The sequence below is a fragment of the Streptomyces sp. NPDC000151 genome (assembly GCF_040301705.1).
Lineage (GTDB): Bacteria > Actinomycetota > Actinomycetes > Streptomycetales > Streptomycetaceae > Streptomyces.
In genome coordinates this window covers 78,493-102,423 of sequence record NZ_JBEPFC010000007.1, presented here as the reverse complement: position 1 = coordinate 102,423, position 23,931 = coordinate 78,493, and the positions used below count along the sequence as shown (strand labels likewise).

At 70.5% G+C, this 23,931-nt stretch carries 25 protein-coding genes; 14 read left to right on the top strand and 11 right to left on the bottom strand.

Annotation, left to right across the window (positions count from 1 at the left end; all coding sequences use genetic code 11):
- Positions 1-15: 15 nt before the first annotated feature.
- Genes ABT381_RS04395 through ABT381_RS04380 form a run of 4 tightly spaced genes read left to right on the top strand, consistent with a single transcriptional unit; the run spans position 16 to position 2,843 of the window.
- On the top strand, positions 16-402 hold the full coding sequence (locus ABT381_RS04395; RefSeq protein ID WP_351587503.1) for a roadblock/LC7 domain-containing protein: 387 nt from the start codon (positions 16-18) through the stop codon (positions 400-402).
- On the top strand, positions 399-770 hold the full coding sequence (locus ABT381_RS04390; RefSeq protein WP_351587467.1) for a DUF742 domain-containing protein: 372 nt from the start codon (positions 399-401) through the stop codon (positions 768-770). The genes ABT381_RS04395 and ABT381_RS04390 overlap by 4 nt, the downstream gene beginning before the upstream one ends.
- Positions 751-1,374 carry a GTP-binding protein gene (locus tag ABT381_RS04385; RefSeq protein ID WP_351587465.1) on the top strand — a complete coding sequence of 208 codons (624 nt, stop codon included), beginning with the start codon at positions 751-753 and terminating at the stop codon, positions 1,372-1,374. Before ABT381_RS04390 ends, ABT381_RS04385 begins: the two co-directional genes overlap by 20 nt.
- A complete protein-coding gene (locus ABT381_RS04380; protein ID WP_467754758.1) occupies positions 1,368-2,843 on the top strand; it encodes a cytochrome P450 in 1,476 nt (491 codons plus the stop codon). Before ABT381_RS04385 ends, ABT381_RS04380 begins: the two co-directional genes overlap by 7 nt.
- 57 nt (positions 2,844-2,900) lie before the next feature.
- Here ABT381_RS04380 and ABT381_RS04375 read toward each other — a convergent pair whose 3' ends face one another.
- The 3 genes from ABT381_RS04375 to ABT381_RS04365 all read right to left on the bottom strand — a co-directional run bounded on the left by ABT381_RS04375 (position 2,901) and on the right by ABT381_RS04365 (position 5,992).
- Complete coding sequence (locus tag ABT381_RS04375) at positions 2,901-4,127, bottom strand: pyridoxal phosphate-dependent aminotransferase (RefSeq protein ID WP_351587461.1); 1,227 nt, start codon at positions 4,125-4,127, stop codon at positions 2,901-2,903.
- Between the two features lie 5 nt (positions 4,128-4,132).
- Complete coding sequence (locus ABT381_RS04370) at positions 4,133-5,143, bottom strand: tryptophan dimethylallyltransferase family protein (RefSeq protein ID WP_351587459.1); 1,011 nt, start codon at positions 5,141-5,143, stop codon at positions 4,133-4,135.
- 363 nt (positions 5,144-5,506) lie between these two features.
- A complete protein-coding gene (locus tag ABT381_RS04365; protein WP_351587457.1) occupies positions 5,507-5,992 on the bottom strand; it encodes an SRPBCC domain-containing protein in 486 nt (161 codons plus the stop codon).
- Positions 5,993-6,599: 607 nt separating this feature from the next.
- Here ABT381_RS04365 and ABT381_RS04360 point away from each other — a divergent pair.
- The 5 genes from ABT381_RS04360 to ABT381_RS04340 all read left to right on the top strand — a co-directional run bounded on the left by ABT381_RS04360 (position 6,600) and on the right by ABT381_RS04340 (position 12,060).
- Positions 6,600-8,111 carry an APC family permease gene (locus ABT381_RS04360; RefSeq protein ID WP_351587455.1) on the top strand — a complete coding sequence of 504 codons (1,512 nt, stop codon included), beginning with the start codon at positions 6,600-6,602 and terminating at the stop codon, positions 8,109-8,111.
- 31 nt (positions 8,112-8,142) lie between these two features.
- Positions 8,143-8,724: a TetR/AcrR family transcriptional regulator gene (locus ABT381_RS04355; RefSeq protein ID WP_351587453.1), complete on the top strand. Its 582-nt coding sequence runs from the start codon at positions 8,143-8,145 to the stop codon at positions 8,722-8,724.
- 75 nt (positions 8,725-8,799) lie between these two features.
- Complete coding sequence (locus ABT381_RS04350) at positions 8,800-9,999, top strand: Cmx/CmrA family chloramphenicol efflux MFS transporter (RefSeq protein ID WP_351587451.1); 1,200 nt, start codon at positions 8,800-8,802, stop codon at positions 9,997-9,999.
- A 20-nt stretch (positions 10,000-10,019) separates the two neighbouring features.
- A complete protein-coding gene (locus ABT381_RS04345; protein WP_351587501.1) occupies positions 10,020-10,955 on the top strand; it encodes an NAD(P)-dependent oxidoreductase in 936 nt (311 codons plus the stop codon).
- A gap of 100 nt (positions 10,956-11,055) precedes the next feature.
- Entirely contained in the window at positions 11,056-12,060 is a 1,005-nt protein-coding gene (locus ABT381_RS04340; protein WP_351587449.1) for an alpha/beta hydrolase fold domain-containing protein, read from the top strand.
- A 20-nt stretch (positions 12,061-12,080) separates the two neighbouring features.
- Here ABT381_RS04340 and ABT381_RS04335 read toward each other — a convergent pair whose 3' ends face one another.
- Both ABT381_RS04335 and ABT381_RS04330 read right to left on the bottom strand, forming a co-directional pair.
- Positions 12,081-13,202 carry an NADH:flavin oxidoreductase gene (locus ABT381_RS04335; RefSeq protein ID WP_351587447.1) on the bottom strand — a complete coding sequence of 374 codons (1,122 nt, stop codon included), beginning with the start codon at positions 13,200-13,202 and terminating at the stop codon, positions 12,081-12,083.
- Positions 13,203-13,375: 173 nt separating this feature from the next.
- Positions 13,376-13,960, bottom strand: a complete 585-nt coding sequence (locus tag ABT381_RS04330) for a nucleosidase (RefSeq protein WP_351587445.1) — start codon at positions 13,958-13,960, stop codon at positions 13,376-13,378.
- Positions 13,961-14,068: 108 nt separating this feature from the next.
- Here ABT381_RS04330 and ABT381_RS04325 point away from each other — a divergent pair, with 108 nt between their 5' ends.
- Positions 14,069-15,325 (top strand): ROK family transcriptional regulator, encoded by a 1,257-nt coding sequence (locus ABT381_RS04325; RefSeq protein WP_351587443.1) that lies wholly within the window; start codon positions 14,069-14,071, stop codon positions 15,323-15,325.
- A gap of 45 nt (positions 15,326-15,370) precedes the next feature.
- Here the strand turns inward: ABT381_RS04325 and ABT381_RS04320 are convergent, their stop codons facing one another.
- The gene (locus ABT381_RS04320; RefSeq protein ID WP_351587441.1) at positions 15,371-16,648 is read right to left on the bottom strand and encodes a DUF1479 domain-containing protein; all 1,278 of its coding nucleotides are present in this window, start codon (positions 16,646-16,648) and stop codon (positions 15,371-15,373) included.
- Positions 16,649-16,699: 51 nt separating this feature from the next.
- Positions 16,700-17,263 carry a helix-turn-helix domain-containing protein gene (locus tag ABT381_RS04315; protein ID WP_351587439.1) on the bottom strand — a complete coding sequence of 188 codons (564 nt, stop codon included), beginning with the start codon at positions 17,261-17,263 and terminating at the stop codon, positions 16,700-16,702.
- 149 nt (positions 17,264-17,412) lie between these two features.
- Between ABT381_RS04315 and ABT381_RS04310 the strand changes: the two genes are divergently transcribed.
- Positions 17,413-18,654, top strand: a complete 1,242-nt coding sequence (locus ABT381_RS04310; RefSeq protein WP_467754759.1) for a benzoate/H(+) symporter BenE family transporter — start codon at positions 17,413-17,415, stop codon at positions 18,652-18,654.
- Between the two features lie 41 nt (positions 18,655-18,695).
- Here ABT381_RS04310 and ABT381_RS04305 read toward each other — a convergent pair whose 3' ends face one another.
- Together ABT381_RS04305 and ABT381_RS04300 are read right to left on the bottom strand one after the other, a co-directional pair.
- Positions 18,696-19,352, bottom strand: coding sequence for a GOLPH3/VPS74 family protein (locus ABT381_RS04305; protein WP_351587437.1), 657 nt, complete (start codon positions 19,350-19,352; stop codon positions 18,696-18,698).
- 49 nt (positions 19,353-19,401) lie between these two features.
- The gene (locus tag ABT381_RS04300) at positions 19,402-20,013 is read right to left on the bottom strand and encodes a helix-turn-helix domain-containing protein (protein ID WP_351587435.1); all 612 of its coding nucleotides are present in this window, start codon (positions 20,011-20,013) and stop codon (positions 19,402-19,404) included.
- On the opposite strand from ABT381_RS04300, the gene ABT381_RS04295 reads away from it, so the two are divergent.
- Positions 20,012-20,554, top strand: coding sequence for a GNAT family N-acetyltransferase (locus ABT381_RS04295; RefSeq protein ID WP_351587433.1), 543 nt, complete (start codon positions 20,012-20,014; stop codon positions 20,552-20,554). The genes ABT381_RS04300 and ABT381_RS04295 overlap by 2 nt on opposite strands.
- On the opposite strand, the gene ABT381_RS04290 is transcribed toward ABT381_RS04295, so the two are convergent.
- Together ABT381_RS04290 and ABT381_RS04285 are read right to left on the bottom strand one after the other, a co-directional pair.
- Complete coding sequence (locus ABT381_RS04290) at positions 20,532-22,007, bottom strand: MFS transporter (protein ID WP_351587431.1); 1,476 nt, start codon at positions 22,005-22,007, stop codon at positions 20,532-20,534. The two genes, ABT381_RS04295 and ABT381_RS04290, sit on opposite strands and share 23 nt — an antisense overlap.
- Before the next feature lie 54 nt (positions 22,008-22,061).
- Positions 22,062-22,526 carry a MarR family winged helix-turn-helix transcriptional regulator gene (locus tag ABT381_RS04285; RefSeq protein ID WP_351587429.1) on the bottom strand — a complete coding sequence of 155 codons (465 nt, stop codon included), beginning with the start codon at positions 22,524-22,526 and terminating at the stop codon, positions 22,062-22,064.
- Positions 22,527-22,638: 112 nt separating this feature from the next.
- On the opposite strand from ABT381_RS04285, the gene ABT381_RS04280 reads away from it, so the two are divergent.
- Positions 22,639-23,163, top strand: a complete 525-nt coding sequence (locus tag ABT381_RS04280) for a hypothetical protein (RefSeq protein WP_351587428.1) — start codon at positions 22,639-22,641, stop codon at positions 23,161-23,163.
- Positions 23,164-23,339: 176 nt separating this feature from the next.
- Positions 23,340-23,915 carry a hypothetical protein gene (locus tag ABT381_RS04275; RefSeq protein ID WP_351587426.1) on the top strand — a complete coding sequence of 192 codons (576 nt, stop codon included), beginning with the start codon at positions 23,340-23,342 and terminating at the stop codon, positions 23,913-23,915.
- The last annotated feature ends 16 nt before the right edge of the window (positions 23,916-23,931 follow it).

Below are 23,931 nucleotides of genomic sequence, written 5' to 3'. Positions count from 1 at the left end.
CAGCAACGGCTCAATATGGACTGGATGCTCGAGGAATTGGCATCCAGCGTTCCGCAGACTCGTAATGTCGTGGTGCTGTCCTCGGACGGCTTGTGCATGGCGCAGTTCGGTACGGACAAAGACACCGCAGACCGCCTCGCCGCCGCCTGCGCCGGACTGCAGAGCCTGTCGGCGGCCGTCGCCACGGAATTCCCGCACGGCGACGGGCGGATGAAACTCGTGGTCATCGAGGTCGACGGCGGCTTCTTCTATCTGATGGCGGCCGGCGCCGGAGCGTATCTGGCGGTGCTGGCCGACGACGACGTGGACGCCGGGCTCATGGGACAGCGGATGCGGGACCTGGTCGCCCGGATCGGCCAGCACCTCACCAGCCCGCCGCGGGCCGACCGGCAGGTTCCATGAGCGACCCGGAGCAGCCACAGCGCGCGGCCTGGGAAGAGGGCGGTCCCGAACGGCTCTACGTCCTCACGTCCGGCCGGAACCGGCCCGACAAGAGCTCCCCGCTGGACATGGTCACGCTGATCGTGAGCCGCAACGAGGCCAGTGTCAGCATGCAGCCCGAACAGGCCGCCCTCATCGCCATGTGCGACTACCCGCTGTCCGTCGCCGAGATCTCCGCCCACCTGCACCTGCCGGTCAGTGTGATCACGGCGCTGCTCACGGATCTGCTGGCGAGCGGCCACGTCGAAGCCCGCGCACCGGTCCCGGCCGCGTCGTTGCCCGACGTCGAACTTTTGGAGGCGGTGATGCATGGACTTCAAAATCTCTGAATCCGGTGTCGGACCCAGGAGCGAGGACGCCCTGCCGGCTTCGGTCACCTCGGCGGTGAAGGTGGTGGTCGTCGGCGGCTTCGGAGTCGGCAAGACCACCCTGGTCGGTGCGGTCAGCGAGATCCGGCCGCTGACCACCGAGGAGACCATGACCCAGGCGAGTGCCGGGGTGGACGACATCGCCGGCATCGAGCGCAAGTCCGAGACCACCGTGGCGATGGACTTCGGCCGGATCACCCTCAACGACGAATTGGTGCTGTACCTGTTCGGCACCCCGGGCCAGCAGCGGTTCTGGTTCCTGTGGAACGGCCTCTTCGAAGGCGCGCTGGGCGCCGTGGTCCTGGTCGACACCCGGCGGCTGGAGGAAAGCTTCGATGTGATGGGCCGACTCGAGGAACGCGGTGTGCCCTTCGTCGTCGCCATCAACGCCTTCCCGGACGCCCCGTGCCACCCCGTGTCCGAGCTCCGAGCGGCCCTGGACATCCCCGATGCCGTACCCGTGATCGATTGCGATGCCCGCAACCGGGTGTCCAGCCGTGATGCCCTGCTGGCCCTCATGCGTTACCTGCACACCCTCACCACCACGACCCCGGAGCAATGGTGACCGCCTCCTTCCCCGACCCGCCCCGCGCCACGTCAGCATCAAAGCCGCCTCCGTCGTGCCCGGCACACTCCCGGTTCGGAGATCTTTCCGGACTCGCGCACCTCCTCGGACCCGAGGCGGCCAAGGACCCCATGGGGCTGTACGAGAGCCTGCGCGCCAAGCACGGGCCCGTTGCGCCCGTCCTGCTGGACGGCGGCCTGCCGGCCTGGATCGTCCTCGGCTACCGCGAGATCCTGGAGGTCGCCGGTACCCCCTCCCGGTTCAGTCGCGACTCCCGCACCTGGCGCTGGTTCAAGGAAGGCCGGGTGCCGCCGGACTTCCCCCTGCTCCCGATGATCGCCTGGCAGCCGGTCTGTCTGTTCCTGGACGGTGCGGAACGCGACCGGCTGCGCCTGGCGGTCACCGACAGCCTGGAGCGCTTCAACCGGCGCGGAATCCGACGCCAGATCACCCGCTCCGCGCATCAGCTGATCGACAGCTTCGCCGACCGGGGAGAAGCCGACCTGGTGGGCGAGTTCTCGGAACAGCTGCCCATGCTCGTCCTGACACAGCTCCTGGGAATGCCCGACGAGTACGGCCCGCGGCTGGTCGAGGCCAGCAGAGACATGGTGGCGGGCACCGATACCTCGGTCGCCAGCAACGAGTTCATCGTGGAGACCCTCCAGCAGCTCGTACGGCGAAAGCGCGGAAACCCCGGCCACGACATCACGTCCTGGCTGATCGAGCACTCCTCCCAGCTGACCGATGAGGAGGTGTGGAATCACCTGCGGGTCATCCTCATCGCCGCGAACGAAACCACGGTCAACCTCCTCAAGAGCACACTGCGGATGGTGCTGACCGATCCCCGCTGCCACGCGTCGCTGGCCGGCGGGCAGATGACCCTGCCCGACGTGGTGGAGCAGGTGCTGTGGAGCGAGCCGCCGCTCATGACCATCCCCGGCCGCTGGGCTGCCGTGGACACGGAGGTCGGCGGCCAGAAGGTCGAGGCGGGGGACATGCTGCTGCTCGGCCTGGCCGCCGGGAACCACGACCCGGCCGTCCGGCCGGACCCCACGGTTCCGCTGCACGGAAACCGTTCGCATCTCGCCTTCAGCAGCGGCCCGCAGGAGTGTCCAGGGCAGAACATCGGCCGTGCCATCACCGACACGGCCATCGACACCCTGCTGGCACGGCTGCCCGACGTGGGCCTGAGCATCCCCGAGGAGGAACTGCGCTGGAAGTCGGGCTGGATGACGCGCCACCTGATCAGCCTCCCGGTGACGTTCACCAGGCCCCGGTCGTCCGGAACGGACGGCGGCTCGGGTCCCGCTGCCGGACTCCCTGTTCCGTCCGCGCTTCCCTCGGCTCCGGCTCCGGCCCTGGTGCCGTTGCCGGCGCAGGCCCCTGCGCCGGTGCCGGTCCCGGCGCAGGCCCCCCGGAGGCGCGTACGCCGGTGGGACTCGCTGAAAGCATGGCTGCGCATCCGGTGACCCGGAAATGAGGACAGCGCCCTACGTGCTCCGATGGCCGATGGTCAGGGCCGATGGTCAGGACGCCATCGGGCTGTCGGAGCACAGGTCCGCAACCGCCGATTCCATGCGGTCCAACGCCTCTTCCAGCACCCCTCGGGAAGTGGCATAGCTGATACGGATATTGCCTTCGGCGGCCGGACCGAAGTACTCGGGTGTGTCGCCCACCACGGCGACCCGGGCTTCCGTCAGCAGAAACTCTCCCATCGCTTTACTGCTCAGCCCGGTGGAAGAGATGTCGGGAAACAGGACGAACGTCCCGTCCGGGCGACCGCAGGACATGCCCGGGATCGCGTTCAGCCGTGCCACGCAGTAGTTCCGCATCTCGTGCAGATGCTGCACGAAGGCATTCCGCCAAGGCCAGCCGTGCCGCAGTGCCGCCAGGGCTCCGACCTGAGTGAAGGGCGTCAGGCTGTACGCGGCACCGAGACGCTGGAAGGTGAGTTGCAGGTTGTTCGCCGCTCGCGCATTGGGGGCGAGCACGAATCCCATCCGCAGCCCGGGCAGCGCGAAGGTCTTGGAGAGCCCGGTAACCGTGTAGATCTGCCGGCTGTTCGCGGTGTCCAGGCTCGCCATGCTGACATGCGTCGCGGGCGGGTACACGATCTCGCCCCATACCTCGTCGCAAAGTATCGGCACACCATGCATGTCCGCTATCTCCGCTGACCTGCGCAGCGTCGCCTCGGTGAAGACCGTACCCAGTGGGTTGTGCGGATTGCACAGACAGATCAGGGCGGTGCGCGGAGTTATCAGAGAGGCGAGCCGGTCCGGGTCGAACTGGCCCGTGCGCTTGTCCATCGGGCAGTGCACCCGCCGGGCCCCCGCGGCATCGATTGCTTGACCGAACAGCAGATCAACAGGGTCCAGCAGAATGCACTCGTCGCCTTCCGCACAGAGAAGACGCACCACTCCCCAGAGCGCGGACGCCGTGCCGGCGGTGAGCACCACGCAATCGGGGTCCGCGTTGATCCCGTAGCGTGTCTCGGCCACCTCGGAGAATGTTTCCCGCAGTTCATCGAGTCCCGCAGGTGGCGCATAGGGAAAGTGGCCATGGGCAAGAGACAGGGCGATGGCGTCCCTGACCACCTGGGGCCCCGGGAAATCCGGTTCCGCCGCCGTCAACGGGATGACATCGGGTGGCTGAGCACCCCACCGGATAGGCGATTGCTGTCGCAACAGATCCGGGCGGACCCGCGCGTCGTCGAACAGCGACCCGAGTGGTCCGGGCGTGCCCTGGAACCGCATCGGGATCAGCCTCCTTGATATCGGGCAGGCGGATACCGGTCGTACAGTTCCGAGGACCAGTACGTGGCCAAGTGGGGGCGGCCCTGGTACACACGCGCTGAGGCGTATGTGTGTATCCCACGCCCGTCCGACAGCGGACGGCGGGCCATGTGATTCAGCAGTGACCGGTAGCGGCAGCCGGGAAGCCCCATATCGTCCATGACGGAGCTGATGCGATCGCGCATTATTCGGTCGCTTTCCGCATACAGCCACAGCGGGACGTACACCGTAGCGGACACAGGGATATGCCCGCCGGTCGACGTAAAAGTCAGATTGCTGACCAGGGGCTGCTCCTTGAGCTCGCCGGCTCGTCCGGTCAGCCTACGACAGAAATTTTCCAGGAGACCGCTCTCATGCTGAGCGGAGATCTCCATGCGAGCGTCCAGCTCCGCCGGAGAGACATCGTAGTGGCGGAAGTACACCTTGATGCGCGACTCGGGGCCGTCGACCAGGTCGAGACCGAAGTAGACGATTCGATCGAGGTCGAAACCCCGGTGAGCATATGCGCTCACCGCCGTCCACGCCTTACCGAATCCCAAACGCTCCATTGCCTCGCGGGTCCGCTCGACGCCGGTCATGGCGTCATTCGCGCTCGGGTTCAGATAGACCTTGAACTCGGGTGGCCCGGTCGGCGCGAAAATGGCGGCATACATCATGGCGAAACCGGTCGGGTCGTCGTCCGGCAGGAACAGGTCCGACACTGCCGCGAGTCGGCTGTCAGCGGCATCGAACTCGCGGGTCAGCCCTTGCGTGAGGTCGAGGGCCGACTGCTGTGCGGCGAGAGTGCTCGGCTCGTCCGGAATGGCCTCCACGAGCACCCGGATCTTCACGCAACCGGCCGAAAAGGCCGCAGAAAACTCGATCGGCGAACCATCGGCACATACATCCGACTGCCAATCCGGTTGCTCCGCGATCGCCCTTTCCCCCCACGGCGAAAGCATCCTCCGAAGAACCTTTGTCCCCGTCTCGACATCCATGCCCGCACTGTCGAGGAGGCGCGTCGCGGTAGCAATCCCATAATCCCGGAATGTCACGCCCACAGACGATCCCCGAGAATTAGTCTGCATAGACAACATGGAATCCCCTCCCTGTCTCTCAATTCTTCAGCAGCTGCCGTTGATTTCTTCGGGGCCCGGTCTTATTACCCTACAAATAACGAAGAATCTTCCGGGTCGACAGCGGCGCGCGGGGGGCTCGCGAGAACGTTCCGCGTGGGCGGCGCACGCCCTCGTCTGACGGATGTGCCGGTCAACGCCCAGAGAGGCAGGAGCGGACTCATGGGGTCCGGGTATCGGGTACGCCGTGTGTGAATGTGGGACAGCCTTTTGGCCGCCGGGTGTTCAGGCCCGGGACGTCGGTGCGGCGAGCTCGGCCAGGTGGTGCAGCGAGTTGCTGAGATGCTCGGGGCCGAACGGCGGGAACCGGAGGTACTCCCGGATGGACTGCGGCACCGCCGACCAGTCGTAGGTGAGCGTGACCTCGGTCTCGGACGGACCGAGCGGCGCAAGGTCATAACGCCAGAGCCAGCCGCCGAACTCCAGGCGACCGTCGTCCCTCTCCGTCCCCGTCAGCCAGCCGATGGCGCGCGGCGGGTCGAGCACCTGGACCTTGTTGGCCACCTGATAGTCACCGTTCGGGTGGTTGGCGTGGTACATGTCCATCCGGAAGATCTGCCCCACCTCGGTCAGCGGCGCCCGGTCGACAACGTCCGAAACCCAGCCGGTGCCATCGATCGCAGCGTGGGTCGCCGGGTCCGCCAGTACCGCGAACACCCTCGCGGCGGGCGCGGCGACAGTCAGCGTGGCGCTCACGTTCTCCTGGTCCACGGCGTGCACGCTCCTTGTCCTCTCCTCTCGCGCCACCCGCGGGCGCGGAAGGGGAACGTCTCGGGGGCGGGGGAGGAGGCGGCTTCTTCCGCGGCTCAGGCTACGCCGACGACCGCGGCGGCGGCCCTCGGTCGGCCGCGATCCGCCGCGATCCGCCGCCCGTCATGCTCGTCGCCGCCGGACACGCCTGACCTGCGGAATTCCTCGATGCCGCTGGTCTGCGGTTCCCGTAGCGAGCAATCAACAGTCGTTCACTTCCCGACCAATACCGCCTGTCGCCTGCGCAACCAAGGTGCCATGACCTCCACTGCCTCACTTTCCAAGGCAATGCCGCGCCTGCGCGACCGACACTCGAAGAGCACCCCTTACCCCCCTTCTGCGGAAAACCGCATCGACGGCCCCCTGTGGCGACGAATTCCGCAGGCGTAGAGGCCTTGACGCTCCGGATCTCGTCGGGCTTCTATATGCGCCGGGAGCAGATCAGCTCACCGGCCGCCCCGTCATCGGACGATCAGCCGCCGGTCAGCTCGGAAGCACGACCCAGCCGTCCCGGAGGCGATAAGGCTCCCGCCATCACATGCACATTCCAGTCGATCGGAACCGCTCCATGACCGACATCCTCAGCCAGCCACCCACCGGTGACCGCACCGCGGTGACCACCGACGCCGTCGACGCCGCGGGCCAGGACAGCCCGAAGACGCTGAAGCGTTCGATCGGCGTCGTCGGCGGCACCCTGCTGACCCTGTCCTGCGTCACGCCCGCCTCCACGCTCTTCGTGGTCGTGCCCGACCTCTTCGCCGACCTGGGTACGTACACGGCCCTGACCATCGCGATCGGTTCCGTCCTCTGCATCGCGGTGGCGTTCTGCTACTCGGAGCTGGGCACCCTGATCCCGAGCGCCGGCGGCGAGTACGCCATGGTCTCGACGCTGACCGGGCGGCTGGCCGGCTGGCTGGTGTTCGTCCTGTCGCTGCTGGTCGTGATGATCGTGCCGCCGGTGATCGCCATGGGCACCGCGGACTACCTCGCCCCCCTGGTTCACATCCCGGCACCGATCGCCGGTGCCGCGGTGATGCTCCTGGCAACCCTCGCCGGCCTGCTGGACCTGCGCGCCAACGCCTGGATCACCGGCATCTTCCTGGTCCTCGAGGTCATCGCCGCGGGCGTCGTGGCCGTACTGGGCTTCGCGCACACCGAGCGCGGCGGCTCCACCCTCCTGCACGGCACCGTCGCCGGCCCCACCGGCGCCCCCGGCCCGGTCACCGCCCTGCTCATCGTCTCGGGCCTGGCCATCGCCCTCTTCGTCACCCAGGGCTTCTCCACCGCGGTCTACCTCTCCGAGGAGCTGGAGGACCCGCGCCGCAACGTCGCCCGTACCGTGCTGGCGACGCTGGCGATCTCCACCGCCGTCATCCTCGTGCCGGTCATCGCCATCACCCTCGGCGCCCCGAGCCTCGCGGCCCTGACCTCGGGCGACATCGGCACCATGGTCACAGCCTGGAGCAATTCGGCGGTCGGCACCTTCGTCAGCCTCTGTGTCGCCCTGGCCATCATCAACGCCGGAATTGTCATGGTCATCCAGAATTCCCGCGTGCTGTTCGCCTCCGCCCGCGACAAGGCATGGCCCCAGCCGGTCAACCAGGCGCTGTCCCGCCTCGGCCGCTTCGGCTCCCCGTGGGTCGCGACCCTGCTCGTCGGCCTCCCCGGCGCGGCCCTGTGCTTCGTCAACCTCGACACGCTCTACGGTGTCACTGGCGTCTCCGTCAGCGGCATGTACCTGCTCGTCGCCGTCGCGGCACTGGCGGCCCGGCGCGGCGCCCACAAGAAGATGGCCGCCTGGCGGATGCCGCTGTGGCCGGCGGTGCCGCTGCTGCTGATCGTGGTCCTCGTCTACATCCTCAGCCAGCAGGAGACGCAGTACCTCCTGTGGACCGGCGGCATCATGGCCGTGGCCACCGTCTACTGGGCCGGCTACCTCCGCCCCCGCCAGGAAACCCACTGGCTGGTCACCCTCCCGGAGGACACCCTCCTCCCGGAAACCGCCACCGAGCCGGCGGGCGCCGGTGCGGCCGACACCCCGGCCGAAGCGACCGCCGAGACCGTCAGCGAAAAACTTTAACGCTCATTCCAGAACTGCTACTCTCTCGATCATGTCCCGTCCCAGGGGTTTCGACCTCAACCACGCCATCGATGCCGCCATGGCCGCGTTCTGGAGCAAGGGGTACACCGCGACCTCTGCCCAGGACCTGGTCGACAGTACGGGTCTTGGGCGCGGCAGCCTCTACAACACCTTCGGCAGCAAGCGCGACCTGTTCGTCGCCGCGCTGCGGCGGTACGACGGCGAAAACACGTCCCGGCTGGTGGAGTTGCTGGAGGAGGGCGAAGGCCCGGCGCCGGACCGGATCCGGGCGGTGCTGATGAGTGTGGTGGACGAGGAGGCGGCCGAGGTTCCCGAGCGCCGGGGCTGCCTGGTGGTGAACTCCGCGATGGAGCTGGCAGGGCAGGACGCGGAGGTCACCGATCTCGTCCGACGCACGTTCGTACGCATGGAGGAAGCGCTGAGTGTGTGCATCCAGCAAGGTCAGCGCGATGGGGTGATCGGCGCGGATCAGGACCCGCGCTGCCTGGCGCAGTACCTGCTCAACTCCATGTACGGGCTGCGGGTGTTGGGCAAGGTCGCCGACCGGCGGACCCTGACCGGCATCGTCGACAAGACCCTGCTGGCTCTCTAGCGAAAAGGCCGACGGAAGCGTCGGCCTTTTCGCTGGGCAAGTTCTGTAACGTTCGTTCAAAAGTGAGGAGCGTCGATGCCTGTCGCCGTGTACGTCCTCGGACTGACCGTGTTCTGCATCGGGACGACCGAGTTCATGATCTCCGGGCTGCTGCCGGACCTGGCCGGGGATCTGTCCGTATCGGTGCCCGCGGTGGGCCTGCTGATCTCCGGCTACGCGCTGGGCGTGGTCATCGGCGGCCCGGTGCTGACGGTCGCCACCTTGCGGATCAACCGGAAGACCTCGCTGACCGGCCTGTTGGTGCTGTTCGTCGTGGGCCAGACCATGGGCGCCTCGGCGCCGGATTACGGGGTCCTGATGGCGGGCCGGGTGATAGCCGCGCTGGCACAAGGGGCCTTCTTCGGTATCGGCTCGGTGGTGGCCGTGGAGCTGGCGGGGCCGCGGCGGCGCGGGCGAGCACTGGCGATCATGTTCGCCGGCCTGACCGTGGCCAATGTCTTCGGGGTCCCCGCGGGAACCTTCCTCAGCCAGCACGCCGGATGGCGGGCGAGCTTCTGGGTGGTGGACGCCCTGGCCGTACTGGCGCTGCTCGGCGTGACCCTCCTCGTACCGCGCCGGCCCAACGGGCCGCACGTGGGGGTACGTGCGGAGCTCGCCGCCTTCCGCAATCCGCGGGTCTGGGTGGCGCTGACCACCTCGATGCTGACCCAGGCGGCCATCTTCTGCTGCTTCAGCTACCTCTCGCCGCTGTTCACGGACGTCAGCGGCTTTTCCGAGGGGGCCGTGCCCCTGCTGCTCGTGCTCTTCGGCGTCGGCTGCTTCGCCGGCAGCGTCCTGGGGGGAAAATTCGCCGACCGGTACCTGCTTCCCAATCTGTACATGGGCACCGGCGCCATGGCCCTCGTCCTGGCCGTGCTGACCGTCACCGCGCACAGCCGCACCGCCACTGTGCTGAGCATCGTCGTCTTCGGTGTGGCGGCGTTCTCGATCAATCCCGCCCTGCAGGCACAGGTGATGCGGGAGGCCGGGGACGCCCCGACGCTGGCCACCACGACCAACACCTCGGCGTTCAACGTCGGTAACACCATCGGGCCGTGGATCGGCGGCAGCGTCATCAGCGCCGGCCTCGGCTATACGGCCCCCGCCTGGGCCGGGGCCCTGCTGGCTCTGGGCGGGCTGGGGGCGGCCGCCGTCTCCGGCGTGCTGCAACGCCGGGCGGGCCACGCACAACAGCCGTTGCCGGCCACGGCTGCCCTTGAGCGCTCCGAGGCCTGAACAGCCGGATCACCCGCAATATTCATCAGTCGATACGCACATTTCACACCAGATCACCAGGAGCATGCGACATGACTGACACCGCCATCACCCAGCCCGTCATCGCGGTACTGGGCACCGGCATCATCGGAGCGCCCGTGGCCCGCAATCTGAGCCGGGGCGGTTTCACCGTACGGGCGTGGAACCGCACCAGGAGCAAGGCCGAGGCCCTGGCCGCCGACGGCGTGCATGTCGCCGGCACCCCGGCCGACGCGGTGGAAGGCGCCGACATGGTGCTGACCGTCCTCAGCGACGGCCCCCGGGTCATCGAGGCCATGGAAGCGGCCGCGCCCGGCCTGGCCAAGGGCACCGTGTGGGTACAGCTCAGCACCGTCGGCGAGGCCGTTGACGAGCTCGCCGCCCATGCCGACGAGGCCGGGCTGGTCTTCGTCGACGCTCCTGTCCAGGGCACCCGCCGCCCGGCCGAAACGGCCGAACTCGTGGTCATGGCCGCCGGTCCGCAGAGCATGCGCCCCGCCCTGCAGCCGGTCTTCGACGCCATCGGTTCGCGCACCCTGTGGGTCGGCGAGGACGGCACCACGGGCGCGGCCAGCCGCCTCAAGCTGGTGCTCAACACCTGGGTGGTGGCGCTGACGCACGGGGTGGGCGAGGCCCTTGCCCTGGCCGGGCGGCTGGACGTCGACCCGCGGCAGTTCGTCGACGTCGTCACCGGCGGGCCGATGGACAACGGCTTCTTCCAGGGCAAGTCCGCTGCCATCCTCGCGGACGACTTCACCACGAGCTTCTCGGTGGACAACGCGGAGAAGGACGCGCGGCTGGTACTGGAGGCCGCACGGCGCACCGGCATCCGCATGGACACCGTCGAAGCCGGGCACCAGCGCTTCCGGCGTGCCTCGGCTCAGGGCCACGGCGACAAGGACATGGCCGCAGGCTATTTCGCGAGCTTCGGAGCCTGACCCGGCCGGGTCCACTGCGGATGCGCGCCCTCAGTTTTCGATCGAGGCTGTGTGGAACGCGTCTGGGTGTACTGCAGTCGTGGACGAGGGAGGTGGTGTCGTGGCCAGCTTGAGCAGCCGAGTGCTGTTGCTCGTCGCGTCGGCGTTGGGGCACCGGATGGGGTACCGGGACCTGGACGAGGTCCGGCGGAAGGTCGAGCGGCAGCAGCGGCGGCCCGCCGTGTTCGGGCCGCCCAAGCGGCTGGACCGGCACTGCCGGGTGACGGCTCACTTCCGCCACGGGTGGCCCTGTTACGAGGTCGTCCCGCGCGACGGTGCCGTGCGCAGGCAGGTGCTGTACCTGCACGGCGGTGCCTACATCGAGGAGATCGGCGACAACCACTGGAACCTGGTCGAGGAGCTGGTGACCAGTGGTGCCGCGCGGGTGGTCGTACCGGTGTATCCGCTCGCGCCGCGCGGCACGGCCTCCGCCGTCGTCCCCGAGCTGACCGTACTGGCGGGCCGGCTCACCGGTGAGGGGACGGCCCCCACCGTCTTCATGGGCGACTCGGCCGGCGGCGGGATGGCCGTGACGCTGGCACAGCGGCTGCGGGACACGGGCGGCACCCCGCCGGACCAACTGGTGCTGATATCCCCGTGGTTGGACCTCGTACTGGACAACCCCGGCATCGCAGGGCTGCAGCCGCACGATCCCATGCTGGCGACGGAGGCGCTGCGGTACTGCGGTGCCCTGTGGGCGGGCGAGCTGGAGCTCGCCGATCCGTGGGTGAGCCCACTGAACGGCGACCTGGCGGGGCTTCCCCGTACGACGGTGTTCGCCGGGACGCGCGACATCCTCACCGCCGACGCCCGCCGCTTCCGCGACCTGGCGGCGCGCGAGGGGGTCGACGTGGACTTCGCCGAGGGGGTGGGCCAGATCCACGTCTACCCGCTCTGGCCCACCGCCGAGGGCCATCAGGCCCGTCGCCACCTGCTCGCTTCGCTGCCCGGACCCGAGCCGTCCCGCCACTCGTCCCTCGCGGGCCCGGACGGCGCCCGCCGCTCACCGCGCCGGTCACTGCCCCGCGACCGGATCCGAGAGCTGCTGGCGCACAGGGGGCGATGAGCGCCGTACCGCCGCGCGCGTCAGCTCAGCGTGCGCAGCATCGAGGCGTCGAACGGTACGAGGTCGCCGGTGCGGCCCTCGAAGATCTTGGCGGCCCACTCCGGGTCGCCGAGCAGCGCCCGGCCCACGGCGACCAGGTCGAACTCGTCCCGCTCCATCCGGTCCAGCAGCCGGTCGATGCCGGCGACGCCGGCCTGCTTGCCCTGGAACGCCTGGATGAACTCGTTGTCGAGACCGACGGAGCCGACGGTGACCGTCGGGAGACCGGAGAGCTTCTTGACCCATCCGGCGAGGTTCAGGTCCGAGTCCTCGAACTCCGGCAGCCAGTAGCGGCGCGTCGAGCAGTGGAAGGCGCTCACGCCCGCAGCGGTGAGCGGCGCCACGAGCGCGTCCAGCTCCTCCGGGGTGTCGGCGAGCCGGGCCTCGTAATTGCCCATCTTCCACTGCGACATCCGGAAGAGGATCGGGAAGTCGGGGGAGACCGCCGCGCGGCAGGCCGCCGCTATCTCGGCGGCGAAGCGGGTACGGGCCACGGGGTCGCCGCCGTACGCGTCGGTGCGCTGATTGGTGCCCGACCACAGGAACTGGTCGATGAGGTAACCGTGCGCGCCGTGCAGCTCGACGCCGTCGAAGCCGAGCCGCTCGGCCGCGCGCGCCGCGTCCGCGAACGCCGCGATGACGTCGTCGAGGTCGCGCTGCGTCATCGCGTGCCCGGACGGCGTGCCGTCGAGGCCGAGCCCGGACGGGCCGGACGGCGGGGCATCGGGGAACGGCGGCGCGCCCGCCTGCCGGGCCATGCCCACGTGCCACAGCTGCGGCATGATCGTGCCGCCCGCCGCGTGCACCCCGTCCACGACCCGCTGCCAGCCGTCGAGCGCGTCCGTACCGTGGAAGCGGGGGACGGCGCCGCTGGTCCCGGCGGCCGGGTGATCGACGTACGTACCCTCGGTGATGATCAGGCCGACGCCGCCCGCGGCACGGCGCGCGTAGTACTCGGCGACATCGGCGCCCGGGACGCCGCCCGGCGAGAACTCGCGGGTCATCGGCGCCATGGCGATGCGGTTGGGCACGGTCAGCCCGCCCAGGGAGAAGGGGCGGGAGAGCACCTGGGCCGCGCGGGCGGCGGGGTCGCTGGATGACACGTGTGGTTCTCCTCGGTTGTGACGCGATGGGAGAGCGCCGCCGGGAGGCAGGCGCTCCGTTGTTCGGAACACCCGCCGCCACCATGGTCATCCGTATTTCACTGTCGCCTGCGCCACAGTGGCCCGTGCAGGCGCCAGGTACCGCCAAGTACCGCCAGGTACCGGAAGGCTGCTCAGGAACCGACGGCGATGTGCTCCGCCGCCCACGCGGCGAGCTCGCGGCCGCACTCCGTCACCGACTCCTGCCACGTCCTGGCCGCGTCGTCGCCCGCCTCGTCGCTGACGTGCTTGACGAGGCGCACCGGCACGCCGGCCTGCTGCGCGGCGGCCACGACCGCGTACCCCTCCATGTCCACCAGCGCGGCGCGCGCCGCGAGGCGGTCGCGGGCAGCGTCGTCGGCGATGAAGGAGTCGCCGGTCGCCAGTACCGGTCCGCCCTCGTCCGCCAGGTCCAGCGGCGCGCCGTACGTCTCGCCCGTCAGCGCGGCCAGCATCGGGCTGTCCAGGTCGTGCTGGATGACCGAGCCGATCACATGGGTACCCCGCCAGCCCGGGCGCAGCGCGCCGGCCGTGCCCAGGTTGACTATGCCGGAGGGGCGGGGGCCGCGCGCCAGTACGGTGGCGAGCGCGGTCGCCGCGTTGACCTTGCCGATGCCCGTCAGCAGGACCGGGAAGTCGGCGCCGAGGAACTGCGCCTCTTCCTTGACGGCGACCACGAGCAGCGGCCGGTCGGCAGTGATCTCTCCTATGAGTTCCATGGACGTCACGCTAACCTCACACGTTTTGGCCCCGGCTGCCGGGGCGGGCCCCTGACCAGCACGCCGGCGATAAAGTGGCAGCCGCATCGACGGCGGACGAGGGGTGGAATGGACATCCGCAGAGGGCTCGGCGGACTCGGCCGCGCGGCGCTGCCGAGCATGACGCTGCTGCGTGAACTGACCGACCAGATCGTGCTGGACACGGTGTTCGAGCAGGCGCCCATCACCCGCGCCGAGGTCGCCCAGGTGACCGGCATCTCCAAGACGACCGTCTCGGAGGCGGTGCGCCGCCTGGAGGGCGCGGGTCTGCTGCTGCCGGCCGGCGCCCAGACGGGCCGGCAGGGCCGGGTGGGTACGTACTACAAGGTGGCAGCGGACGCCGGCTTCGTCCTCGCGGCCTCGCTGGACTCCACCGAGGTACGGCTGACCGCCGCCGACCTGTTCGGCACGCCCTTCCACGAGACCTCGGTCCCGCCCGCCGCAACGGGGAAGCCCGCCGACGCGGCCGGACAGCTGCGCACGATGGTGCGCGACGCGATCGCCGGCAGCCGCGGCACGCGCGGCCCCCTGCTCGCGGTGGGCCTGTCCGTGGCCAACCCGGTCGACCCCGGCACGTCGGCGGTGATCCCGCTGCCCGAGACGCCGCACCCCGCCGGTCTCTTCCAGCCCCGGGAGGCGCTGGCCGGCGTGACCGACGCGCCGCTGCTGGTGGAGAACGACGTCAACCTCGCCGCGCTCGCCGAGCGGTGGCACGGCGCGACGGGGGAGGCCGGCAGCTGTGCGTACGTCCACATCGGTGCCGGGATGGGCATGGGCCTGGTGATCGGGGACGAACTGGTCCGCGGCGCCCGGGGGATGGCCGGCGAGATCGGTTATCTCGGCGGGAGCCACGGCCGTACGGACGGCCGCCACGGCTTCGCCCGAGCGGTCGCCGAGGGCTTCGCCATGGGCGGTACCGGCTCAGGTGCCGGCTCGGGCACCGGCACAGGTACCGATGGCGGAACCGGCGGTGGGGCGGCCGGGCTCCGCGGCCCCGCCGCCGTCGAAGCCGCCCGCGCGATCCTGGACCGGGCCGCCGGGGGCGACCCCGAGGCACAGGCCGTGGTGGAACGGGAAGGCCGCACCATCGGTGAGGCCGTCGCCGCCGTCTGCGCGGTCGTCGACCCCGAACTCGTCCTGCTCGGCGGCCCCATCGGCGCCCACCCCGCGCTGCTCGCACCGGTCCGCGCCACCGTCGACGCGCTCGCGCCGCTGGCCCCGCGCGTGGAGACCGGGACGCTGGGCGCGAACGCCACCCTCCGCGGCGCCCTCGCCCTCGCCGTACGCCGCGGCCGCACGGACCTGTGGGCGCGCGCCAACAGCTGACCGGCCCTGGCGCCTCGCCGGTCAGCCGTCCGGTACCGCGTCCGGTCAGCCGTCGAAGCCGAGGCCGCGGCGGCCCGCCTCGTTGAGCTGATCGACGGTGAAGCGGCCGGTCCAGCCGCGTTCGTAGTGCTCCTCGGGGAAGTCGGCGGGGCTCGACCCGGTGACGAACGCTTCCCGCACGCTCGCCGCGTACTCCTCGTTGCGCGGACACCAGGGAGCCGCGGGGATGTACATGACGTTGCCCCAGCCCTGCTGGCCGGTGACCGGCGCGACGCTGTGGATCATGTCGCAGTGCCACCAGACGGAATCGCCGGCCTTGACGTCGGGGATGCCGGTGAGGGCCTCCATCAGCAGCGGATGCCACTTCTCGCTCGCGGGGAAGACCTGATGGGTGGTGACACCGCACATGTCGTCCTCGGGCACGTCCGGCAGCAGCGGACGCAGCATCAGATACGCCATCGCCTCCGGGATCGGCACGGTGTGCAGGACGCCCTGGTCGTGGTCCATGTCCGACAGCGCGGTCCAGCCCTGGAACGTACGGAACGCGGAGCACATCGTGGAGCCGGGGTACTGCGGCCCGGCGGTGCGGTGCGCCGCGTCCCAGGGGTCGTACTCCTCGACGCTGCCGTCGAACAGGTGGCGGAAGGCCAGCTGGTACGCCTGCGTCATCCACAGGTCCAGCGTCCCGGGGTCGCAGTGCGTGCCCAGCCCACCGGAGTCGGTGCCCGGCGGACGGCGCCGGATGCGGTCGGGATACATGGCGTCGCGGTCCGGCTCGAACCACCGCACGCCGTCGGACTCGTGCTTCCAGAGGGAGTTGAGGAAGGTCTGGACGCGGGCCATCCGGTCGCTCTGCCGGGCCTGCATCTGGGCGTTCGACCAGTAGATCGGGTAGATCTCCGGCTTCGAGCCGACGCTGCCGAAGAAGTCGTCGCCGGGCCCGGCGTAGTTCTCGAAGAACTCGTTCCGCTCGACGTACTCGACGATGTCGGCGTCCCAGGCGAGGGCCTGCTCGCGGTCGAAGTGGCCGCGCACGACCAGGCAGCCGCGCCGCTCGAGCTTGTCGAGCAGGCCGGCGGGCACGGTGCCGTGCGCGATGTCGGCGTAGTCGATGACCGGCCACACCTCCTCGCCGCGCTCCTTGTCGGCCGCGATCTCGGCCACCCGGGCGGCGACCCGGCGCTCCACGACGGCGAAGACCTCCGCGACGCTGCGCCCGGAGGCCTCGATGCGGGCGCGCAGGGCCGGCTTGATCCGGCGGATCGCTGCGGACAGGTCCTCGGGAACGGCCTCCCAGTGGGGCAGCGCGGTATCGGCGGACATGGCGGACTCCTCGGGATCGGTCCTTCGGGAAGCTTTGGTCAGGGCTCCTGACTAAAGCAACGTAACGCCCGGGGCCGCCTGCGGATACCGCACGAACAGAATCCCGTGCACGTCCTCGCCGTGCGGCGCGCTGTAGACGTGCGGCGCGTCGGCGCGCCAGTGTGCGTACTCGCCCGGGCCCGCCGTCTGCGGCTGCGCCGGCTCGCCGACCACGGCCGTGCCGGTCAGCACCATCAGGCTCTCCGACGTGCCTGCGATGTGCGCGGCGGATTCCTGCACGCTGCCGGCGGCGATGCGGATCCGGAAGATGTCGGTGACGGCCGGCGGCTCCTCGAAGCGCTCGATGAGGACCGCGGTGACGGCGCTGCCGGAGACGCCCGCGCCCTGCGCCTGAAAGGCGTGCGGCGGCTGGTCGCTGAGCACGGCGCTGAGCGGGCTGTTGAGCGCGGTGGTGAGCGCGTACAGCGTCTCCAGGGTGGGGTTGCGCTGTCCGCCCTCCAGCTCCGAGAGCGTCCCCTTGCCCACGCCGGAGCGCCGGGCCAGTTCGGACAGGGACAGGCGTTGCTGCTGGCGAAGCTCCCGGAGCCGGCGCCCCACCTCGTCGTTCAGGCCCATGCCGCGCGCGTCCGTTCCCGTCTTCGAAAGGTCATTGACGAGCGACCAGCCTACTCTCTACCGTTCCACAAACAGAACGTTCCATAAAGAGAACAGCGGACGCTCTGAAGGACCGACTGAGAACAACGAACGGTATGTCCCTGATGGCTATGGCTCGAATACGCGCTGCCGCCCCGCCCTCCGCGGTCGTCGCGGGACTGATCGCGGTGACCGTGGGCGTGACCAGCTCGGCCGCCCTCGTCTTCACCGCCGCCAAGGCGGCCGGCGCGGACTCCCGCGAGATCTCCTCCTGGATGCTCGCCCTCGGCGTGGGCCTGGCGTGCACCTGCATCGGCCTGTCCGTGCGCTACCGGGCGCCCGTGGTGACCGCCTGGTCGACGCCTGGCGCGGCCCTCCTGACCACGAGCCTGAGCGGCGTGTCGATGGCCCAGGCCGTGGGCGCGTTCCTGTTCTCCGCGCTGCTCATCCTCGCCAGCGGGGTGACGGGCTGGTTCGCCCGTGCCATGAACCGCATCCCCGTGCCGATGGCGGCCGCGCTGCTCGCGGGGGTCCTGCTCCAGTTCGGTACCGGCCTCTTCACCACCATGCACGGCAGCTTCGCCGTGGCCTTCCCGATGTTCGTGGCGTACCTGCTCGGCCGTCGGCTGCTGCCCCGTTACGCCGTACTGCTCGCCCTCGCCGCCGGCGTCGTCGCCACCGTGTTCACCGGCGGCTGGCACGCGGAGCGGGTGCGGCTCTCCGTGGCCACGCCCGTGTTCGTCACCCCGGACTTCGACTGGAAGGTACTGATCAGCGTCGGCGTCCCGCTGTTCGTCGTCACCATGGCCTCCCAGAACCTCCCCGGCGTCGCGGTGATCCGTGGCGCGGGCTACGACGTACCGGTCTCGCCGCTGATGACCTGGACCGGCACCGCGAACCTCCTCCTGGCGCCGTTCGGCGCGTACGGCCTCAACCTCGCGGCGATCACCGCGGCCATCTGCACCAGCGAAGAGGCGCACCCCGACCGCCGCAGACGCTATGTCGCGGGCGTCTGGGCCGGCGTCTTCTACCTGTGCGTCGGCGTCCTCGGCGCGACGGTGGCGTCCCTGCTCGCCGCCATGCCGCACGCCCTCGTCATGGGCATCGCCGGCATCGGCCTGCTCGGTACCGTCACCAGCTCGCTGGCCACCGCACTGTCCGACACGGCGTCCCGCGAAGCGGCCGTCGTCACCTTCCTCGCCACGGCCTCCGGCGTGACGCTGCTGGGCATCGGCTCGGCCTTCTGGGGCCTGCTCGCAGGCGTCCTCACGAGCGTGATCCTCTCGGCGGGGCGCAAGCGGCGGAAGCCGGACGACCCCGCATCGGGCGCCACCCCCACCGCCCGCTCGCCCCGCCTCACGACGCGTACCTGACCACCGCACCCTGATCGCCGCGCCCACCCGTCCGTGCCCGCTCAACCGCCCCCGTTGCTTGCGGCCTTGTCCGAGTGGACCTGCTTGTGCACCGCCCGCGCGAACCACTGTTCGCGGACGAGCGGTTTGAGTTCGCGGCGCACCCGCCAGGGAACGCCGAGACGGGCGGCCACATCCGTCGCCAGAGCGAGGCCGACGAGGACGCGGGAGCGGCGGTCGGGAACGCCGCGCTTCAGCGCGCCGTGGAAGGCGGCGAGCACCTGGCCGTGCATCCCATGATCGCGCACGTGGTAGCGCCGGTACGGGAAGAGGCCGAGGGCGCGCCGCTCCTCCAGCCGGATCGCGTCGCGGGCGACGAGGGCATCCGCGGCGAGCCGCTCCGCCCGCTCTCCGTTGCGGCGGAGCCACCTCTGCAGGTGCTCGCCCTTGCCCTTGCCGGCGGAGCCGCGGGAGGCGGCGGCGAGGCCGTCGAGGAACGGATCGAGCAAGGGCTGTCCGGTGCGCAGCGGACGCGGGACGACGATTCTGCCCCGTTCCTCGGCCACGCTGCCGTACTCCTCCAGCTCGGCCAGTACCGCGGCGGCCAGGCCGTAACGGAGATAAGGGGACCGGACGCGGAACCTGGAGCGGTCGGGGTTCAGGCCCAGGAGCAGCAGTTCCTCGGCCATCGTCAGCTCGGTGGCAGGAGGCATCGTCATAGCAGGGAGGACGCAGCCATGGCGATCACGGTTGCGACGGTCATGGTGGTCAGGGCGCCTCGGAGCGGACGAGGATGACGGCATAGCGGCATTCCTGCTCGGTGCGGTTGGCGAAGGCGCGCGGGGCCGGGGTGCCGAGCTCGATCGTGTCGCCCGCCGCGAGTTCGTGGGTCTCGTCGCCCTCGTGGAAGGTGAGCCGGCCGTCCAGTACCCAGACGATCTGCTGTACGAAGGCGAACGCCGCGGCCGGATACGGTACGTGCGCGCCGGCGGGCAGCCGGATCTCGGCGAGCTCCGCGGGGAACCGCGGAGAGGAGAGCTGGCGGCGGCGGTACCCGGTGGCCGGGTCGCGCCACTCCGCCGCGTCCACGGCGCCGCCGTGCTTGCTGTCCCCACCGCCCGTGGCGTTCCCGCCGTCCGTGCCGTCCGTGGCGTCCTCCGCCATCGCGAGCAGCGACGAGACGCTGATGCGGAAGGCGCCGGACAGCTTGCCGAGGACGACGGCGGTCGGGCTGCTCTCGCCGCGCTCGATCCGATGGACCATGGCGCGTGAGACGCCGGAGGCATCGGCCAGCTGCGCCAAGGTCCACCGGCGCCGTTCCCGTTCGGCACGTACCCGTGCCCCGATCCGGGTCACCAGAGGATCTATTATATGGGACATGCATCCAATATATGAGAAGGAGCAGGGAGCGGCGGTCGCAGTGGCGGAAGCGGCGGCGGTGCGTCCGGCGCGGTCCGGTGACCTGGACGCCATTCTCGCCATTCGCAACGATGCGATCGAGAACTCGACCGCATTGTGGACGGAGACGCTCCAGACGCCCGCCGAGGGCGCCGCCTGGCTCGCCGCGTTCCTGGACAAGGGCGCGGCGTTCGTGGCCGAGCACGCGGGCGAGGTCGTCGGCTTCGCGGTCTACGAACCCTGGCGGAAGCTGGAGGGCTTCCGGCACTCGGCGGAGAACTCCGTCTACGTCCGTACCGACCGGCACGGACTGGGCGTCGGCTCCGCGCTCCTGGCCACCCTCATCACCTCCGCGCGGGCGGCCGGCTACCACGTCATGATCGCCGACATCGAGTCGGGCAACGCCGCCTCGATCCGCCTGCACGAACGGTTCGGCTTCCAGGACGTCGGCACCGTGCGCGAGGTCGGCATCAAGTACGGCCGGTGGCTGGACCTGACGATCATGCGCCTCGCGCTGGCCTGAGCCCTGGCCGCCCGCGGCGCAGCCCGCCCACTGCGGCGAGCGCGAGACAGCCGCTGATCGCGGCGATGGCGAGACCGGTGCGGTGGAGGCCGCCGTCGGTGGAGTGGCTGCCGATGAGCAGGGCGAGCATCGCGGAGGCGAGGTTGGCGCCGACGTACTGCGCGGTGCGGTACAGCCCGCCCGCCGCGCCCGCCTGGGCGGCCGGCGCGGCCTGGTAGACGGCGTTCTGGTTGGCCATCGAGTTGTAGCCGTTCGGGATGCCGAGCACCAGGCACAGCAGGACCAGCAGCCATACGGGGGAGGAGTGGTTGGGCAGCGTCAGCAGCAGCCCGCCCGCCGCGAGCACCACCGAACCGATCAGGAGCAGCGGGCCGGGCCCGCGGGTCTTCTGCACCCGGGTGGCGGTGAGCGTGGAGACGATGCCCATCAGAGCCAGCGGCAGCATCACCAGCCCGGCCCCGGAGGCGCCCAGGTCCCGGGACTCCTCCAGCCACTGCGGCAGCCCGTAGAAGATGCCGTAGTACGCGGTGTACGTGGCGATGGTCCGTACGTACGTGAAGGACAGTGCGCGGTTCGAGAGCAGCCGCAGGTCCAGGAACGGCACCGGGGCCCGGAGCGAGCGCCACACCGTGCACAGCCCGGCGGCCACCGCTCCGCCCAGCGCCCACCAGTACGGCGTCTCCGCGAGCGACAGCAGCCAGTACATGAGCAGGCCCATGGCCGCCACGAACAGCAGCATCCCGGGGAGGTCCAGCTCCACGACGGTCCGGCGCAGCGCACTGTTCTTGCGTACGGGGTCGGCGGGGGCCCACAGCAGGATGGCGGCCGCGCCGATCACCGTCAGCGGCACGTTGGCCCAGAAGATGCCGGACCAGCCGAAGCCGCCGACCAGCACGCCGCCCAGGGTCGGGCCGAGCGCGACCATGACCTGCGAGCAGACCGTGAGCGCCGCCAGCGCGTTGTGCGAGTCGGCCCGCATCCGGTCGGCGGCGCGGCGGACCATGGCGAGCCCGCAGGGGTACTGCGCGGCGGTGCCGATGCCGATGACGACGCGGCAGGCGACCAGTACGCCGACGGAGGGGGCGAAGGGGGCGGCGAGCGAGGCCAGGGCGACCAGGGCCAGCCCCGCGAGCGACACCTTGCGCGGGCCGAGCGTGTCGGCCAGCCGGCCGGCGGCCGGGGCGGCCACGGCGGTGGCGAGGTAGAGGCCGGAGACCAGCCAGGCGGTCGCGGGTCCGGCTCCGAAGTGCGCCTGGATGCCGACCAGGGCGACCGCGATCATCGAGGAGTTCAGCGGCTGCAGGATCGTGCCGAAGGCGATGGGGCCGACCATGCGCTGCGGCAGCTGGGGCCGTTTCTCGGTCGGGACGGCGCCGCCCTGGTCTTCAGCCTTGCTGGGTATTTCGGCGCCGGAAGCGCGAGCGGAATCAGGGGAGGAGGGGGAGGGGGACACGGGGGCGGTCCATTCTGGTGGCGCGGGAGAGGAGTACGGGGGAGGACCGCACCCTCAGCCCGAGGGCCCCGGCTCCCCGTCCTCGGGGGCGGCGGCCAGCCGGTCCAGCAGCCGGGTGGTGAGCAGCAGCAGATCGCGCTCCACGTCGTTGAGGTGGGCCGCCATTGCGCGGGCCAGCCAGACGTCCTTGCGCGCGCGATCGACCCGGATCAACTCCCGGCCGCTGTCCGTGGCGTGCAGCAGCGTCTGTCGTCCGTCGGCCGGGTCCGGGCGGCGGTCGACCAGGCCCAGATCCACGAGCCGGGTCACCGGGCGCGCCATCGACTGCGGGGTGACGCGCTCCGCCGCGGCCAGCTCGCTCGCGGTCGCCGGCCCGTCGCGCTCCAGCCGCCCCAGTACGGCCATCGTGCCGAGCGTCAGCTCACCGGGCGGGCGCTGCGCCCGTAGGCGGCGCGCCATGCGCATCAGGCTGTTGCGCAGTTCGACGGCCGCGTGATCGAGCTCTTCGCCGGAGGACATCTCTTCAGCATAGTTCAAGAGTGTTCACCGCGGTTCGCCATGCGCATGGTGAAGATCAGCTACGCTGACCGCTGCCGGAGCGACCGCAGACCGCAGGACCGCAGGGGGAGACATGCGCACCAAGCAGCGACTGATACAGGCCGGGCTGACGGCACTTCTCGTGGCGGCGCTCGGCGCCTGCGGAGCCGGAGCGGACGGCCACCGGGGGAGCGACGGCGGCAGTCACGGTACGGGCAAGAGCGCCCAGGACGCGCGGCCGCACTCGGACGGCGTCACCGGGCTCCGGGCCGGCGTCCGCCACGTCACCAAGAAGACGGTCAAGGCCACCCGGCCGCACAAGGTGAAGAAGTGCACGCTCGCCACGAAGCGGGTCAAGCACACCAAGCGCAGCGGCCGCACGAAGAAGACGTGGTACACCACCGAGCGGTACGACAAGTGCCGGAAGGTCCGGCAGGGCACGGAGACGTACCGGCGGGTCGTCCGGCCGGAGCGGTGGTGCGTGAAGCTCGACGACGTCAACGGCCGGCGCGGCAAGGACGACGTCTGGTACCGCGTTACGCACGCCACCTACACCACCGCGCTCGGCAAGGACGAACACGACCGGATGCGGTTCACCCCGACCCGGACCGGCTGCTGACCCGGCGTCCGAGAACCGGCCTACCTCCCTTCTCCTCGGTCCGTGCGGACCCCTCCTCGATCCGTGCGGAGAAGTTCTTGATGGCTTCTTCATAGGTTCTTCATCGGTGCGGCTCTACATTCGGCGCGTCCGGCCTCGGTGGGCCGGGCGGTGGCCGAGGGATGAGGAGTGCGGGGATGGGTTCGCGTCGGTGGTTCGGGGGACGGCTGCTGGTCGGGGCGGTGTCGGTGGTGGCGCTGACGGTGACCGGCTGCGGGAGCGACGACGGCGGGGACGACATCGCGTCCGCCGGGAACGGCAAGACCGGCGCCAGTGCGTCCAAGAGCGGCGCCAGTGAGCTGGCCGAGTACGTCGAGGGGCAGCGCAAGTGGGTCAAGTGCCTGCGTGACGCGGGACTCGACGTGCCGGACCCGGACGCCAAGGGCCGGGTCGACTTCGGCGACAACGCCAAGTGGAAGCGCGACCAGAAGGCCCTGCAAGCGCAGGAGAAGTGCGCGGACCTCAGCCTGCCCGTCCCCGACAGCGTCCAGCAGGAGCAGCAGCCCGAGCTCTCCAAGGAGGAGATCGGGAAGAACCGGGAGTACGCGAAGTGCATGCAGGAGCACGGCGCTGCCGACTTCCCCGACACCGGTGAGGACGGCCACTTCCGGGACGTCCAGTGGGATTCGACGTCGGCGGGTGCGAAGCGGGCCGCGCGCAAGTGCGCCTCGATCATCGGCATCCCGGACAACGCGCCCACGCCCAAGGGCTGACAGGAACGGGGCGGGG

Excerpts from the sequence above, each read along its gene's own strand:
- ABT381_RS04285 (WP_351587429.1), bottom strand. The coding sequence starts at position 22,526 with ATGTCCTCCGGCGAAGAGCTCGATCACGCGGCCGTCGAACTGCGCAAC.
- ABT381_RS04385 (WP_351587465.1), top strand. The coding sequence starts at position 751 with ATGGACTTCAAAATCTCTGAATCCGGTGTCGGACCCAGGAGCGAGGAC.
- ABT381_RS04310 (WP_467754759.1), top strand. The coding sequence starts at position 17,413 with ATGGCTCGAATACGCGCTGCCGCCCCGCCCTCCGCGGTCGTCGCGGGA.
- ABT381_RS04280 (WP_351587428.1), top strand. The coding sequence starts at position 22,639 with ATGCGCACCAAGCAGCGACTGATACAGGCCGGGCTGACGGCACTTCTC.
- ABT381_RS04395 (WP_351587503.1), top strand. The coding sequence starts at position 16 with ATGGACTGGATGCTCGAGGAATTGGCATCCAGCGTTCCGCAGACTCGT.
- ABT381_RS04355 (WP_351587453.1), top strand. The coding sequence starts at position 8,143 with ATGTCCCGTCCCAGGGGTTTCGACCTCAACCACGCCATCGATGCCGCC.
- ABT381_RS04300 (WP_351587435.1), bottom strand. The coding sequence starts at position 20,013 with ATGTCCCATATAATAGATCCTCTGGTGACCCGGATCGGGGCACGGGTA.
- ABT381_RS04330 (WP_351587445.1), bottom strand. The coding sequence starts at position 13,960 with ATGGAACTCATAGGAGAGATCACTGCCGACCGGCCGCTGCTCGTGGTC.
- ABT381_RS04305 (WP_351587437.1), bottom strand. The coding sequence starts at position 19,352 with ATGACGATGCCTCCTGCCACCGAGCTGACGATGGCCGAGGAACTGCTG.
- ABT381_RS04315 (WP_351587439.1), bottom strand. The coding sequence starts at position 17,263 with ATGGGCCTGAACGACGAGGTGGGGCGCCGGCTCCGGGAGCTTCGCCAG.
- ABT381_RS04325 (WP_351587443.1), top strand. The coding sequence starts at position 14,069 with ATGGACATCCGCAGAGGGCTCGGCGGACTCGGCCGCGCGGCGCTGCCG.
- ABT381_RS04390 (WP_351587467.1), top strand. The coding sequence starts at position 399 with ATGAGCGACCCGGAGCAGCCACAGCGCGCGGCCTGGGAAGAGGGCGGT.
- ABT381_RS04360 (WP_351587455.1), top strand. The coding sequence starts at position 6,600 with ATGACCGACATCCTCAGCCAGCCACCCACCGGTGACCGCACCGCGGTG.
- ABT381_RS04380 (WP_467754758.1), top strand. The coding sequence starts at position 1,368 with ATGGTGACCGCCTCCTTCCCCGACCCGCCCCGCGCCACGTCAGCATCA.
- ABT381_RS04370 (WP_351587459.1), bottom strand. The coding sequence starts at position 5,143 with ATGGATGTCGAGACGGGGACAAAGGTTCTTCGGAGGATGCTTTCGCCG.
- ABT381_RS04350 (WP_351587451.1), top strand. The coding sequence starts at position 8,800 with ATGCCTGTCGCCGTGTACGTCCTCGGACTGACCGTGTTCTGCATCGGG.
- ABT381_RS04295 (WP_351587433.1), top strand. The coding sequence starts at position 20,012 with ATGCATCCAATATATGAGAAGGAGCAGGGAGCGGCGGTCGCAGTGGCG.
- ABT381_RS04275 (WP_351587426.1), top strand. The coding sequence starts at position 23,340 with ATGGGTTCGCGTCGGTGGTTCGGGGGACGGCTGCTGGTCGGGGCGGTG.
- ABT381_RS04375 (WP_351587461.1), bottom strand. The coding sequence starts at position 4,127 with ATGCGGTTCCAGGGCACGCCCGGACCACTCGGGTCGCTGTTCGACGAC.
- ABT381_RS04320 (WP_351587441.1), bottom strand. The coding sequence starts at position 16,648 with ATGTCCGCCGATACCGCGCTGCCCCACTGGGAGGCCGTTCCCGAGGAC.